Raw genomic sequence first — 14,876 nt, forward strand, 5'->3', positions numbered from 1 at the left:
GGGATGAGAATCCCGGTACGGGCTTTCCGCCTTTTTGGGGTTAACTGACGTTGAAATCGTCAATTTCGTTAATTTTAAACAGGTAGACCTGCTTCTCGTCAACGTGATATACGGAAACATTGCCGCTGATCGGGTCGAAATTAAGAATTCTACAGGGAATGTTCAGTTTGATGCCTTTACCTTTCACGACCGTTAAGCGAACGAGGGAGTTTTGATTCTTGAACTGCTGCAGTTGATCCCAGATCGGTTGGTGCGGGTCTCCATGAGCCGGGTTTGACGGCGCTTTCGCGGCTGCGGTAGCGGATGTCGGTGCGTCGTCTGCGGCTGAAGCGGCTTGCGATGGATGCGCCGTCATGCCTGCCGACGCTCGGGTCCCGCTTAGATCGGATTTGGGCTTACTGATCGACTGGCGCAGCGCCAATTCGATAAACTTACCTAATTCAACCCCTTCTTTGATCTGATAATCTCTGATTCCGTCCCCGTTCAACAGGTGAAGCAGCTTTTCCAGAGCACGCCCATTGGTCTCGTCTTCGATGAGAATGTCTACGTTGAAAAGGAATCTGCGTTTGCCGATTCGGTTTTGGTCCGCCTCCATGGCTGCCCTCCTTAAGACCTAGTAATCATCCCTACTATATCATTTTTCATAGGATTTAAGTAGCGATTTTTTAAAATGCGCCTCCTTTCCCTCGATAAAAACATCTTCCTGAGTCGCTGCTCCATTCACGCCTATTGAGTGAGCTACATATAATACTCTACAGTGCTGAATAAAAGGAGATGCTGACGATGATGCGCATGGAACCCGTGACGCTTGACGATTTTACCGCGTTAGCCATTGAGGTCAAGCTTCCCAAAACGACCCTGCTCGCGGTCACTACCGATAAAGGGTATATAATGTGCGGCGCGCTGGACGTCGGATTGCTGAATGCGAAGCTGAAGGACCGGCAAATTATCGCCGCCAGGGCGACAGGCGTAAGAACGATTGAGGAATTGCTCGACGCGCCGCTGGAATCGGTAACGTACCAGGCCGAAGAGCTCGGCATCGTTCCCGGGATGAAGGGCAGAGATGCGATTCTCAAGATGAGATAAAAAGATTGCTCCGCCTGCGAGCCGGGAGCCATAGGTATGGATATAAAACAGGCAGCCGAATTCTCCTTTATAAGGATTCGGCTGCTTTTTGGTTGTTTAGGAAATGATGCGCAGCCATATCCTGTGGATATCCGGGGGCTCCCCCAAAAGGAAAGTCTACCCATAGAACGATCCCAGCGGAATGGTTAGACGCCGATCCAGCTTAGCAGCTTAGGCTGGATGCGGACGGAATAAGCTTCAGAGCATCACGTCACTTTTGGGGGATTGGTTCTTGTTTGGGGGATAGTGGCTATGGAAGTTGCGGGAGGGATTAAGTATGTTTCGGCCAAGACTATCGTATACATCAGTAAGGAAGGCAAGCATGTCCTCGTGTACGCGCAACAGAGCGGTTATGAAATGCAGTATACGCTGCAGGATATGGAAGGGAGCTATCAGGCGCAGCTTGAGGCTATCGTCGAATTAAAATCTCGGGTGAACGGCGCGGTATAATCGTATAATCTGATGATGAACGATGCCGCTCAAAGCGCGGCTCCGGTAAGCCGGAACTATGCCTTGGAGCTGCGTTTGAAGCTGGAAATTTAACATCTTCACTCATTCATGTTACTTTTCTGGAGGGATTGCGTATGGCTAAAAGCATCAAGTCCATCTTGATTTGGGGGCTCATCTCCGCGGCCGGCGCCTTCGGCTTCGCTGCGATTGCCTTAAACAGGGGGGAGTCGATTAACGCCATCTGGCTCGTCGTGACGGCCGTGGCCTTCTATGCGGTAGCCTACCGGTTCTACAGCAAATTTCTGGCGAATAAAGTATTCGGCCTGGACGACAACCGAAAGACGCCTGCCGAGCTGAGAAACGACGGCAAAGATTATGTTCCGACGAACAAATGGGTGTTGTTCGGACATCATTTTGCCGCCATTGCGGGCGCTGGTCCGCTCGTCGGCCCTGTGCTGGCCGCGCAGATGGGCTACCTGCCCGGCACGCTGTGGATTGTGGTCGGCGTCATTCTGGGAGGCGCCGTACAGGACTTCGTCATCTTGTTCGCCTCCACGCGGCGCAACGGCAAATCGCTCGGCGAAATGATCAAGGACGAGCTGGGTCCGGTGACAGGAGCCGTCGCCATGGTCGGTATTCTCGGCATCATGGTCATCTTGCTGGCGGTGTTGGCGCTCGTCGTCGTGAAAGCATTGATAGGCAGCCCATGGGGCATGTTCACGATTGCGGCGACCATTCCTATCGCCGTCGTCATGGGCGTCTATATGCGCTACCTTCGCCCGGGACGTGTGGGAGAAGCTTCGCTGATGGGCGCGGTACTGCTGCTGGCGGCGCTGATGGGCGGCAAATACGTCGCCGAGCACCCGGCTCTTGCGGGCTTGTTCGACTTCAGCGGCGAAACGATCGCGCTGATGATGATCGCCTACGGCTTCATCGCCTCGGCGCTGCCGGTGTGGCTGCTGCTGGCGCCGCGGGATTATCTCAGCACGTTTCTCAAAATCGGTACGATCGTCGGCCTGGCGCTCGGCATTCTCGTCGTCTTGCCGGATTTGGCAATGCCGGCGACCACGAAATTCATTGATGGTACAGGCCCTGTGTTTGCGGGCAATCTGTTCCCGTTCCTGTTCATTACGATTGCCTGCGGCGCGGTTTCCGGCTTCCATGCGCTCGTCTCGTCCGGCACGACGCCGAAAATGCTGGAGCGGGAGTCTCATGCCCGCCCGATCGGCTACGGCGCGATGCTGACGGAATCGTTCGTCGCCATGATGGCTTTGATCGCGGCCTGCGTCATTACGCCAGGCACTTACTTCGCGATTAACAGCCCGGCGGCCGTCATCGGCGCGGATGCGGCGAAAGCCGCGGCGACGATCACCTCCTGGGGATTTACGATCACCCCGAATGACTTGACGGCGATGGCCAGGGACGTCGGGGAAACGACGATCTTATCCCGCACCGGCGGGGCGCCGACGTTCGCTATCGGTATGGCGCATATTTTGTCCAATGTGATCGGCGGCAAAACGCTCATGTCGTTCTGGTATCATTTCGCGATTCTGTTCGAAGCTTTGTTCATTCTGACGACGATCGACGCCGGCACGAGAGTCGGGCGTTTCATGATTCAGGAAATACTGGGCAGCGTCGTGAGGCCGCTCGGCAATACCGAGTCGACGATCGGCAACTTCCTCGCTACGGCTCTCTGTGTTGCGGGCTGGGGCTACTTCCTCTACCAAGGGGTCATCGATCCGCTTGGCGGTATCAACTCCTTGTGGGCGTTGTTCGGCATCGCCAATCAGATGCTGGCCGGTATGGCGCTATTGCTCGGCTCGACGATTTTGCTGAAAATGGGCAAGAGAGCTTATGCCTGGGTAACGCTGCTGCCGACGGCCTGGCTGCTGATCGTTACGATGAGCGCCGGCTGGCAGAAGCTGTTCCATCCGTTCGCCAGCATCGGCTTTCTTACCCATGCGGCGCAGTACAAAACCGCGCTGAACGGCGGGCAGCTGATCGCTCCGGCGAAAAATGCCGCGCAAATGCGGCAGATCGTCACGAACGATTATTTGGACGCCGCCTTGTGCGCGCTGTTTATGATTATCGTGATCGCCGTGCTGATCTCGTCTATTCGGATATGGTTCCGCGTATTGAGCCACAAGCCGGCCCCGCTGGCCGAAGCGCCTTATGTGCCGCGCGGCGGCGATAACGGGCGGGAGGTGCCGAAGTATGTTTGAGACGGTCCGCAGCGTGCTGAAGTACCGCAATCAGTTTCTGGATCTTCTGGTAGGCGTGCCGAGCTACGATAAATACGTAGAGCACAGGCTGGAGCATCATCCCGCAGAGCCGATTCAGTCGCGGGAGGAGTTTTTCCGTGAAGCGCAAGAGGCGCGCTACAATGGCAAGGGCGGCAAAGTGTCACGCTGCTGTTAGCCGCAAGCCCTGCAGTCATTCCAATTCCGACGATAGGCAAAATAACAGGACGCTTCCGTTTCCGCTTAGTAGAGCGGCATTTGGAAGCGTCTTTGCGTTTTTGCGAGAACAGAGAGGAATTGCCGGTCGCGGCCGCGGGCTCGGCCCTTGAGCGTACGGCCGCTACAGCAGGTTCAGCAGGTATTGAACCGGCTCAAGAACGGAACGGTTCATCGGAGCGGTTTTCCGTTCCTTTTATACGCTCGAACGTATAGTAGGTATAAGGGTCGCTGCCTTCGACCGGCCGCTCGTACGTCAGCGTATAAAGACTGCGGTCCCATGCCGGGAAATAAATATTGCCCACCGCTTGCCGATGAACGATCGTCAAATACAGCCGGTCGGCGTAAGGCAGGGCGGCTTCATAGATTTGGCCTCCGCCGGCGATTAAGACTTCTTCCTCCTGCCGCGCCAGCCGCAGCGCTTCGTCCAGCGAGCCCGCCGTCAGGCATGGCCCGGACTGCAGGGAGCGGCTGCGCGTTACGATGATCGTGCGCCGGTCCGGCAGCGGCCTGCCGATGGAATCGTACGTTTTCCGGCCCATGATGACGGTTTTGCCGAGCGTAAGCTCCTTAAAGCGTTTCTGTTCCCCGGGGATGCTCCAAGGAATAGCCTCGTCCATACCGATGACGCCATTCTCGGAAACGGCGGCAATTAACGAAATGATCATGAAAGCTTCACCTTTTTTTCAATCTTTTCTTTCATACTACCATACAATAATAACCCGGATGGGGTAAAATGAATAACAATATCGCAGTTTTTACATTAAGGGGTAATGACGATGAAAACAGTCGCGGTGATCGGCGGCGGTATTACTGGTTTGTCTGCCGTATACTATTTGAATCAACTGATGAAAGAACGCAGTCTGGACGTCCAAGTCGTGTTGATCGAAGCCGACAAGAAGCTGGGCGGCAAGATCAGCACGCACTATGAAGGTGAATTTACAATGGAAACCGGGGCCGACTCGATCATCACCCGGAAGCAGAATGTGGCTCCTCTCATCGATGAATTGAATATGCGCGAAGAGGTCGTCTATAACGGAACCGGCAAGTCGTATATTTATATCGACGGCGAATTGAAGCCGATCCCGGACGATACGATGTTCGGCATTCCGCTGAGCCTGGAATCGCTAGCCAAGAGCGATCTCGTGTCCGCCGAAGGCAAAGTCGATGCGCTGAAAGATTTCTATACCAAAAATGAAACGTTCACCAAAAACGATTCCATCGGCTTGTTCCTGGAAAGCTTCCTCGGCAAAGAGCTGGTCGAAAGGCAAATTTCGCCGGTCATATCCGGCGTATATTCGGGCGAGCTGCATGATTTGACGATCGCTTCCACGCTCCCTTATTTGCTGGATTATAAAAATGAGTACGGCAGCATCATCCAAGGACTCTCTGAAAATAGGAGCAAATTTAAAGGCACGGGCGATAAAAAGTTTTTATCGTTTAAACATGGCGTTTCGGCACTGGTGGACGAGATGGAGCGCAAGCTTACCGGCGTGGACGTAATAAAAGGCGTCAAGGCGGAGGCGCTCGTCAAAGAGGGGGACAAGTACCGGATTACGCTTGCCGACGGGCGGCGGATTGAAGCGGACTTCGTCGTCTTGAGCACGCTGCACTCCGCGGCGCAGGCGCTGCTGCAATCGGAGGAGCTGAACGAGGATTTCAGCCGGCTGCGCAACAGCTCGCTGATCAGCGTCTACATCGGGTTTGACATTCCCGATCACGAGCTGCCCAAAGACGGCACCGGCTTTATCGCCGCCAAGAACGGCGATTTGGTTTGCGACGCCTGTACGTGGACGAGCCGCAAGTGGGAGCATACGTCGGCAAACCGCCGGCTGCTCGTCAGGCTGTTCTACAAGAGCTTGAAGCCGATCTATCAAACGTTGAAAAATCTTACCGAAGAGGAACTGCTGAAGGTAGCTCTAAAAGATATCGAAAGCAGCCTCGGTCTTACGTCCGAGCCGGTGACGTACAAGGTGACCAAATGGCATGAAACGATGCCGAATTATCATATTAAGCATAACGAGATCGTGCAGTCGCTGGAACGGAAAATGGAGGCCGGCTATCCGAACGTGCTGCTGGCCGGCTGCTCTTACTACGGCGTCGGCATTCCCGACTGCATTGCGAACGGCCAAAAGACGGCCGAGCTGATCGCCGGACGGCTGTAACTCGTTCCGAATAGGAAGAACCGGGAGATGCTCCCCGGTATAACGTTCCGGCAGCCATAAAGTTAAGGCGTCCTACCGTCGTTTCCGACAGGAGGGACGCCTTTTTTAGATTATGGAGAATAGACTAAACGTCCAGAACGACCATCTGATGGCACTCGAACTTCGGCACCGTGTAACGGACGACGCCGTCCGCCGCTTCAAAAGAAAGCTCGGTCATTTGCGGAGCCAAATAAACGCGCCGCACCGGCTTATCCAGCTTCAGCGAAACCGTCGTGTCCAAAATCGGCAGGATGTCTTCAATCACTTCGACGCCCGAGCCGCGCTTGACGGGGGAGGCGTACAGCAGATGATTGACATAACGTCCTTCGGCCTGCTGCTCCATGAGCGTAACGACGCCTTGCGCCGGCAAATCGGTCGTCAGCGTCTTGTCCGGCAGCAGCCGGTTTAAGGCGTAAAGCACGCACTCTTTGAGCGCGAGACTTCCTTTGGTCGCATAATCGGCGAATACGTTCCAGGCGAAATAAATGCCGTTGGCGCTTTCGATCATGCCGGGACCGTTATTGTGCAGCGCGCTCGGCGTATGCTGATGAGAGCAGAAGGTGAATACGTCCCGGTTAAAATAAGGATTCTCGCGGTGGCCGAGAACGGAGCCGCCCTCGGCCAAGCCGACCTGCTGGCCGTCGGCGTAAAAGATGAACGACGCGTTTGCCAGACTAGGGAGCTCGAAATGCGGGCGGAAGTAATCCGGCTTATACGGATTCTCTCCTTCCCAGACGGCGCCGAGGTCTATGGCGAATGCCGTGCCTTCTTCATTAAGCCCTGAACGGCCGGTAGCAAGCACCTTGCCGCCTTGCCGGAAATAACCGTCCAGCTTGGCCCGCAGCTTCGGACCGACGGTAATCTGATCGGGCAGAACGACGACTTTATACGGGGTGAAGTCGCTCTCCGTATCGATCACATCGAACAGCAGTTTGCCTTCGAGCAGCATGCGAACCGCTCCGGCGTCTGAAGCGCCCGACCGGTCTTCGCGTTTCTCCTCTTTATTCGAGGCAGCCGCTTCCACCGAAAGCAGGGCGATGTCCGCTACGCTGCGGGCTCCCGCGCACCATGCTTCCTTCTGCTCGACTTCTCGGTAGGCGGCTCCGATCAGCTCATAGGTGGCCGGGTCCATCAAGCCTTCGGGATGCAGCTGGTCGCCGATGGAGCAGCGGGCGCCGTTGGCGATGCTGAGCGCGGTTTCGTAGCGCAGCGCGTTCGGATGCTTGTAGCCGCCGAACTCGCCCCAGGTCGTATGGAACTTGCCCGTCATTCCGAGAAAATCCATCCCGAGCCCGTGCGCGTAACGCGCCGATAGCGGAAAATGATCGTACCCCCAGCCGCCGGTCGGCAGCGATTCCAGCTCCAAATGCGAGTTCATCCGGGCCAGGTCGCGTCTGCCGCGGCGGATATGACCGCCGTTATGAAACACTGGCAGCCCGGGCTTGATGGCGTCTATCGCTTCGCGGACGCGGCGGGCGTAGCTCGCGTAGGTTCGCTCGCCCAGCGCGATGACGGCGTCTTTGTCCCGCGGGTCCTGCCCTTGCTCGCGGAGCATCCGGACGCAGGTATGGCAGTAGCATTGACGGACGCCGACGATATCGAGGAAGATGCCGTCCGCGTCGTAATTGCGCACTACCTCTTCGATCTGTGCGATCAAAATGTCCAAATAAGGCGAGTTGAGGCAAAACTGATGATAGCCCGGCTTCATAAAGCCGTCCACCCAGTTCGTATTGTCATGAATATCGCGGATAAGCCACTCGGGATGTCTCCGGGTCAGCTTCTCGTCGAGTCCGGCAGAAATATAAACGGGCGTTTTGACGCCGATCTCGTGCGCCGCTTCGATCATGGCGCCGAGCAGGTCGAAGCTGAGGCCGGGATGTCTCTCGTTCGCTTCGCTGGGATGATAGGCCCATCCGTGATGACATTTGGAGAAAATCGTAATGGAATCGACGCGGCCTTTTTGCAGCATGTCTTGAAACTGCTGTTTGGAAAATTGCCTGCCGATATGCGGAATGGCTTCCGAAGTATGAAAGTCTAAATGAACTTGACGAAAACGCATGCGGATCGCACTCTCCTTTTTTTATTGTTTAGGAAATGAAGCGCAGCCATATTCTGTGGATATCCGTGGTCTCCCCCGAAAGTAAAGTCTACCCATAGAACGATCCCAGAGGAATGGTTAGACGCCGATCCAGCTTAGGCTGGATGCGGACGGAATAAGCTTCAGAGCTTTACGTCACTTTTGGGGGATTTGTTCTTGCTCAAAATGTTGCGCCGGGAAGCATGCCCGGCTTGCTCTTCCCTAACTATAAGCGGAAGGCGGCGGGGCGTCATAGGTGGAGGCACGACCATTTATAGCATAATTTAGACCAAATGCAATTTGTTTTTTGCCGTGCGGTGATATACACTGATGTATCAGAGAAAACGGATTCCGAGCTTGGGGCAGGGAGGAAGCGTATGGATATTTTGCAGCTGGCCATCCCGCCGCTGCCGCAGTTTTTGACGGCGGGACACAGCGTATGGCGGGAAGGCATGCAGCATTTCGAGCGAACCTTCGAGGTGTACGATCTGATCATCGTCTGCAACGGAGCGCTGTATATGACGGAGGCCGGCATCCCTTACGAAGTGAAGGCGGGAGAGCTGCTGCTGCTCGAACCGGGGCGGCCGCACTACGGACACAGGCCTTCCACGGAGGACTCGGAGCTGTATTGGCTGCACTTTCGTCACGGAAGACCGCTCGCGAGGCTGACCGAGAAGCATATTCCTTGGTCGACGCTGGTCCGCAGAGGAACGGACAGCGATTTGACCGCGCCGGAGCAATATTTATTCCTGCCCAAGTACGGCGCCGTCGATATAAAGCCGCTTCAGCCGGCGCTGAAGGATATTCTAAGGCTGCGCGACAGCTTGACGCTGGAGCATGCGGTCGATCTGCAGGTGGCGCTGGGACGGCTGCTCGCGCAGCTGCAATCCGGCGTCCGCGAGCAGCGCCGCGCCACCCGATCCTATGCCGTCTCCGAGCAGGTCAAAGCTTATCTGGAGCAGCATATGGCCGAGCCGTTCGAGGCGCGGCTGCTGGCGGAGGAGCTGCATTTTCACTTCGATTATGCGGCCCGCTGCCTGAAGAAGCATACGGGACTTAGCCCGCTGCAGTACCAGCACGCGCTAAGGATGGAGACGGCGAAACGGCTGCTGCTGGACAGCGCGGTTCCGGTGCCGGAAATCGCTTCTCAAGTGGGTTTTGCCGACTACAATTATTTCATCCGGATGTTCAGTAAAACCGTCGGAGTGTCTCCCGGACTGTTCCGGCAATCGGCCAGAGGGTATGTCTGACCGGCAGCAATAGCACAATATCGCCTGATCTTGACGGTAGCCGTGCGCCGTAGACATTTCGGGGGAAAAGGAAGAGAAGTTCAAGGCGCGAAGCTTGGATGACGCAGCGCGTTCGGTAATGTGCAGGGTAAGGCGTAAACGGCGATCATTGGCTTTATGCTGCAGGATAGGTATAATAAACGTGAGAATGACAGGATATGGAGCTAGTCATAGAAGCAGTCAGGGGGCGGCCCGATTTGGAAATTCAGAAAATTTCGTCGCGTAAAATATATGAAGTGATCGCCGATCAGATTAAGGAGCAGATTGTGAGCGGCGCGCTGCAGCCGGGGCAGAAGCTGCCTTCGGCCAAGGAGCTGTCCGAGCGTTTCCAGGTGGGAAGGTCCACGGTAAGAGAGGCGCTGAGCGCCCTGAAGGCCATGGGGCTCGTCGAAATCCATCAGGGCGAAGGAAGTTATGTGCGCAGCATCGAAGCGCAGGATGTCGACCTGCCCGTATTCGATTCGCTGCTGATGAGCCGGGAGACGGTCATGGAGCTGATCGAAGCGCGCAAGGCGCTCGAAATCTCGAATGCGGCGTTAGCGGCCGAGAAGCGTAACGATCAGGATATCGCCAAGTTTGAGGCGGTGTTGAGCAAAATGGAAGATTTCCTGGGCAATGAAGAAGAGGGAGAGCGGTCCGACATGATGTTCCATCTGACGCTCGCCCAGGCGACGCATAACTCGATTATGGAACGAATGATCGATTCGATCTCCACTCAGATGCAGGCTGCTATTCGCGAGACGAGACGGCTGCAGATGTATTCCAGCAAGACCGTGTCCAGGCAGCTTCTTAAGGAGCATAGAGCTATCTATGAAGCCATATTGAAGGGAGATCCTGCGGCGGCCCAGGACGCGATGCGCCATCATTTGTTTCATGTCGAGCAGGTGCTTTTGAAGTTTTTGAAAAAATAAGCGGTGAAGCGAGCGAAAGGGCCGTTTGAATCTGGAACAGCGTCAGTGGGCGTCTTTGAATCCGATTTCAGCAGCGAGAAACCTCTATCGACCGCAGGACCCGAAATTAATCACTGCCCTTCTAGAGTGAGCCTCTTTTCCGCCGGACGGAAAGGAGGCTTTTTGTTTGTTTAGGAAATGATGCGCAGCCATACCCTGTGGAAATCCGTGGGCACCCCCGAAAGGAAAGTCTACCCATAGAACGATCCCGGAGGAATGGTTAGACGCCGATCCAGCTTAGGCTGGATGCGGACGGAATAAGCTTCAGAGCATCACGTCACTACCCTGGAAATTACTCTTGTTACCCCATTTCCATTGTCTGTGGTGCCGCGTCGGCGGCATGGATGGCTTTTGGGGGATTTGTTCTTGCTGCCGCTGCGATAGTGATGAACGGGGCACCGCTTTCGGAAGGATTTGCTCGGCGGGTATAAACTGAACTATCCGAGGAATAATACGCCTAACCTGCTTTTATTTTCAAAAAAAAACAGTCGGTGGTTAAGCCATGGATAACAACCAGAGGAGCTTGAATCTTCAGCAGCTTTTTACCTTATTTATGCTCTCATCGGGTCTTATGGATCATGTCATTGTCATGCCTTTTTTGCTTGGGATTTCAGGCCGCAGCGGATGGATTACCGTTGTACTGGTCGGAGTGCTCCTGACTTGCTGGCTGCCGCTCTTAACCTATGTGATAAAGAAAACGAAGATGCAGCCGCTTTTTTTATGGATGAGGCAGAGATACGGCCTGGTGATCTCCGCCTTGTTTCAAATACCCATGGCGGTATATTTATTCGCGCTCGGAACAACAACGCTTGTGGACACGGTAGTGTGGGTCAAGAGCATGTTTCTTCCCGAGACGCCTGTTTGGTTTATCGCATTTTCGTTTATGGGCGTTTGCGTATGGGCCACTTACTCGGGTATACGGACGATTGCAAGATGCGGCGTTTTTCTTCTGCCGCTTGTCGTTGTATTCGGCATGTTCGTCAGCGTGGCGAATATACCGCGCAAACATTACGATCACCTGCTTCCGTTGCTGGAAAACGGCATGGGCCCCGTCTTCGAAGGGATGTTTATCGTAGGCGGCGGTCTTATTGAAGTTGTGATGGTGCTGCTGATGCAGCATCATCTGAAAGCTCAGCCGAAGTTTAGCCATATGCTGCTTACTCTCTGGGTGCTTGTCGGGTTGACTTCAGGGCCATTAGTCGGAGCGATTGCGGAATTCGGCCCGGCGGAAGCGGCGCATCTCCGATACCCGGCCTATGAGGAATGGCGGCTGGTCAGAATCGGGCATTACGTCGAGCATGTCGACTTTTTATCGATATTCCAGTGGCTTTCGGGAGGGTTTATCCGGATATCGCTTGCGCTGTTTCTGCTGAAGGATATGCTTCGCAGCCGTTCGCTTCCCGGTCGGGGGTCCATGGCCGTCGTCGCCGGGTTGGGCTGCCTTATGACGATCGCCGTGCTGCTGCCGTTTTCGGATAAAGACTTTGTCGCTTTTCTAAACGATTGGTATTTCACGGGAGCTGTGACGGTCGCCCTCTTGTTCAGCGCGGGGGTTACGCTGCTCGTTTGGTTCAAAAAGCAGGAGAGGAGCGGTTCAACTTGAAGAAAGAGGGGATGTATGAAGAGCTAAAGAAGAGCATTCGGGACTGCGAGGATATCGCAACGGAGCAGCTGGAGGCCGGCGGCCACCAAGTAACGATATTTTTCCAGCCGGATATGGTCGATATGAAACGCATGCGCGAATATTTCATGCCGGAGCTGGTCCATTCCTTGTCCGGGGAAGGGAAGTCCTTTTCCCATCTGCTGATCGAGAACGGCGCTTCGCGGATTAGGGACGAAGATACGAACTCGGGCGAGTGCGCATCTCTTATATTCAGCGGCCGTCTGCTGCTCTATTTCGCGCACAGACAGGAGTTCTACAGCATTAATTTCGCCAACATGCCTCATCGGGAGCCGGAGGAGTCGGCGCTGGAGCCTTCCATCCGCGGGGCGAGGGACGGCTTCGTCGAGGAGCTGGACACGAATATCGCCTTGGTCCGCAAGCGGCTTTCCACCCCGGATTTAAGCGTGAAGTATTACTACTCCTACGGCACCTCCAAGACGAGGCTGGCGCTACTTTATTTTGCTAACCGGGTTCCGCAGGTTTCGCTTTCTCTCATTCGGCAGCGTCTGGAAAATCTCGATCAGACGGTTCTCATCGGCGGCAACGCCAGGCTTGAGGACGTGATCACGGGAAACCGTTATTCCATACTGCCGCTCAGCAATTTTACGGGCAAACCCGATTATGCCGCAGAGCGTCTTGCAAGGGGCAAAATTTTGGTGCTAATGGACGGAATGCCGACCGCGATGATCGCGCCGGTAACCTTGACCGAGCTGTTCATCAGCCCGGAGGATTCGAACTTCAGCTATCACGCGGCTATTGCCAGCCGTATGCTGCGAGTCATTGCCGCTTTTATCACGGTGTTCTCGCCCGGCGTCCTTATTTCGCTGCTGATGTATAACCAGGATCAGATTCCGTTCCAGCTGCTTGCGACGATCGGGATCTCGCGGCTCGGTCTGCCGATCTCCGCTTTTTTCGAGATGCTGCTCAGCCTGCTGCTGCTGGATTTGCTCAGAGAGGCCGGAGCCCGGCTGCCGAGGGCGACAGGCTCGACCATTACGGTCGTCGGCGGGATCATTATCGGGGACGCGGCTTTGCGCGCAGGAATCCTGTCTCCGAGCATGACGTTTCTTGCCGCAGTCGCCATCGTATCCGGCTCTACTCTGGTCAACCTTAATCTTCAGAGCACAACGAGAATTATGCGCCTGTTCGTCCTGATTTTGTCGGCGCTCTGCGGCATTTACGGAACGATCCTCGGGCTGTTTTATATGCTCGTTTACGCCGTCAACACCGAATCGTTCGGCACCCCTTTCTTCACTTACGAGAAATACACGCGAAAAGACAGCCTGCTGAAATTTATCCGGCTCCCCTTCCGGAAAAACAATATCGATCTGGTCCATTCGGAATCTTCGCCGAAAGGAGGCGGAACCTCTTGAGCAAACGAGCGGCCGGTCGATTCATCGCGTGTCTGCTGGCAGGTTCCGTCCTTTTGGTGCTTGCAGGCTGCTGGGACGCCAAAGAAGTGCAGCGATTGAACTATATTACAGGGCTCGGCGTCGATTATGAAGACAACGATTTTATCGTTTACGCGCAAATGCTCAATTTTGCCTCGATTGCCAAAGTGGAGGAGCAGACGGCCCCGGTGAAAGCTTATGTAGGCAGAGGGAAAGGGGCGACGGTGCTGGCTGCAATGAATGATTTGATAGCGACGGGGCAAGGAAGAATGTTTCTCGGGCATGTCAATTATTTGGTTTTGACGGAAAATGTGTTTAAAAAGCAAATGCTCGAGAAAGTGTTCGATTTCACGAACCGCAACAAAGAGACGCGCTATACCAAATGGTTCTACGGCACGAAGAGCGATCTGTTCGACCTGCTTAACGCCAAAACGTTTTTTGACCGGAGTTCCATCGACAGCTTGCTGGGCAACCCGGAGCCGAACTACGATCAGCTTTCGAACTTGAAGCCGTACTATGTAAATGAGATCGTCGCCAGTATGCTGGAGCCTTCCTCCACGGTCGCCATCCCCTCGATTGAGCTGACGAGCAAGGTATGGAGGGAGCAAAACCGGCCGATGCCCATATTAAAAAAAACGGGAGGGTTCATCTTCAACGGAACGAAGTATGCGGGATGGATGAAAATGAGCGATATTATGCTGGGGCGCTGGCTGCAGGTGGCCTATGAAGCTTCCCCTTTGACGCTGCGGACTGCGGGCCGCTCGATCGCGACCGTCGAGGTGAAAGACGCATCGCACCATATCGAGATTGACGACCGGAACAGCCGTCCGCGCTTTAGAGTGAAGCTGAAGGCCAAAGGGACGCTGATGGAGCTTGCCACGCAAAAGCCGCTGGAGGAGATCGAACGGCTGGCGGAGCAGACGATCCGCAAGGAGATTAAGGAGTATTACGAGAAGGGACTTGACATGGGGGTGGATCTGATTCATTTGGGGCAGACCTATTATATGTTTAACCCCGCCAAATGGAGAGCGCTGAATGTAGACGGGCGGCTGCCGCTGGATCGGGACTCGCTTGAGGATATAGAGGTGCACTTGCTTATCAACCATGCGCAAAAATACAAATCGCCGCAGATGAAAGGGTCGTACAAGCAATAGGACAGGGGTGCAGCTTGCAGAGGCTTCGGCAGCCGGTTCCGGATCAATCATGACGGGCAGAGCAGCCGAATGGGCCGCATTTCCCGCTCTTCCAGTTGTTGTGCGGCCTTTTTTCGT

13 protein-coding genes are annotated in these 14,876 nt (G+C 54.9%); 10 read left to right on the top strand and 3 right to left on the bottom strand.

Translation table 11 applies throughout. The features are described 5' to 3' along the window. Positions 1–40: 40 nt before the first annotated feature. Positions 41–595 (bottom strand): hypothetical protein, encoded by a 555-nt coding sequence (locus tag N0M98_RS19675; protein WP_259618906.1) that lies wholly within the window; start codon positions 593–595, stop codon positions 41–43. A gap of 188 nt (positions 596–783) precedes the next feature. Between N0M98_RS19675 and N0M98_RS19680 the strand changes: the two genes are divergently transcribed. The 4 genes from N0M98_RS19680 (at position 784) to N0M98_RS19695 (ending at position 3,993) form a co-directional block, all read left to right on the top strand. After that, the gene (locus N0M98_RS19680) at positions 784–1,086 is read left to right on the top strand and encodes a YunC family protein (protein WP_249865307.1); all 303 of its coding nucleotides are present in this window, start codon (positions 784–786) and stop codon (positions 1,084–1,086) included. Positions 1,087–1,377: 291 nt separating this feature from the next. Beyond that, the gene (locus tag N0M98_RS19685; RefSeq protein WP_259618907.1) at positions 1,378–1,575 is read left to right on the top strand and encodes a LytTR family transcriptional regulator DNA-binding domain-containing protein; all 198 of its coding nucleotides are present in this window, start codon (positions 1,378–1,380) and stop codon (positions 1,573–1,575) included. Positions 1,576–1,709: 134 nt separating this feature from the next. Continuing rightward, complete coding sequence (locus N0M98_RS19690; RefSeq protein WP_259618908.1) at positions 1,710–3,797, top strand: carbon starvation CstA family protein; 2,088 nt, start codon at positions 1,710–1,712, stop codon at positions 3,795–3,797. Next, positions 3,790–3,993, top strand: coding sequence for a YbdD/YjiX family protein (locus tag N0M98_RS19695; protein WP_259618909.1), 204 nt, complete (start codon positions 3,790–3,792; stop codon positions 3,991–3,993). The genes N0M98_RS19690 and N0M98_RS19695 overlap by 8 nt, the downstream gene beginning before the upstream one ends. A 193-nt stretch (positions 3,994–4,186) precedes the next feature. Here N0M98_RS19695 and N0M98_RS19700 read toward each other — a convergent pair whose 3' ends face one another. Then, positions 4,187–4,699: a dihydrofolate reductase gene (locus N0M98_RS19700; protein ID WP_259618910.1), complete on the bottom strand. Its 513-nt coding sequence runs from the start codon at positions 4,697–4,699 to the stop codon at positions 4,187–4,189. Between the two features lie 111 nt (positions 4,700–4,810). Here N0M98_RS19700 and N0M98_RS19705 point away from each other — a divergent pair, with 111 nt between their 5' ends. After that, positions 4,811–6,196 carry a protoporphyrinogen oxidase gene (locus N0M98_RS19705; RefSeq protein ID WP_259618911.1) on the top strand — a complete coding sequence of 462 codons (1,386 nt, stop codon included), beginning with the start codon at positions 4,811–4,813 and terminating at the stop codon, positions 6,194–6,196. 124 nt (positions 6,197–6,320) lie between these two features. Here N0M98_RS19705 and N0M98_RS19710 read toward each other — a convergent pair whose 3' ends face one another. Continuing rightward, positions 6,321–8,294, bottom strand: a complete 1,974-nt coding sequence (locus N0M98_RS19710; RefSeq protein WP_259618912.1) for an alpha-amylase family protein — start codon at positions 8,292–8,294, stop codon at positions 6,321–6,323. A 395-nt stretch (positions 8,295–8,689) separates the two neighbouring features. Here N0M98_RS19710 and N0M98_RS19715 point away from each other — a divergent pair, with 395 nt between their 5' ends. From N0M98_RS19715 to N0M98_RS19735, 5 genes are all read left to right on the top strand, one after another. Then, the gene (locus N0M98_RS19715; protein ID WP_259618913.1) at positions 8,690–9,562 is read left to right on the top strand and encodes an AraC family transcriptional regulator; all 873 of its coding nucleotides are present in this window, start codon (positions 8,690–8,692) and stop codon (positions 9,560–9,562) included. Between the two features lie 236 nt (positions 9,563–9,798). Then, complete coding sequence (locus N0M98_RS19720) at positions 9,799–10,512, top strand: FadR/GntR family transcriptional regulator (protein WP_249865299.1); 714 nt, start codon at positions 9,799–9,801, stop codon at positions 10,510–10,512. 541 nt (positions 10,513–11,053) lie between these two features. Then, positions 11,054–12,154: a GerAB/ArcD/ProY family transporter gene (locus tag N0M98_RS19725; protein ID WP_259618914.1), complete on the top strand. Its 1,101-nt coding sequence runs from the start codon at positions 11,054–11,056 to the stop codon at positions 12,152–12,154. After that, positions 12,118–13,587 carry a spore germination protein gene (locus N0M98_RS19730; RefSeq protein WP_259618915.1) on the top strand — a complete coding sequence of 490 codons (1,470 nt, stop codon included), beginning with the start codon at positions 12,118–12,120 and terminating at the stop codon, positions 13,585–13,587. Before N0M98_RS19725 ends, N0M98_RS19730 begins: the two co-directional genes overlap by 37 nt. Beyond that, positions 13,584–14,759, top strand: a complete 1,176-nt coding sequence (locus N0M98_RS19735) for a Ger(x)C family spore germination protein (protein ID WP_259618916.1) — start codon at positions 13,584–13,586, stop codon at positions 14,757–14,759. Before N0M98_RS19730 ends, N0M98_RS19735 begins: the two co-directional genes overlap by 4 nt. Positions 14,760–14,876: the final 117 nt, after the last annotated feature.

This window comes from Paenibacillus doosanensis (assembly GCF_025060755.1).
Lineage (GTDB): Bacteria > Bacillota > Bacilli > Paenibacillales > NBRC-103111 > Paenibacillus_S > Paenibacillus_S doosanensis.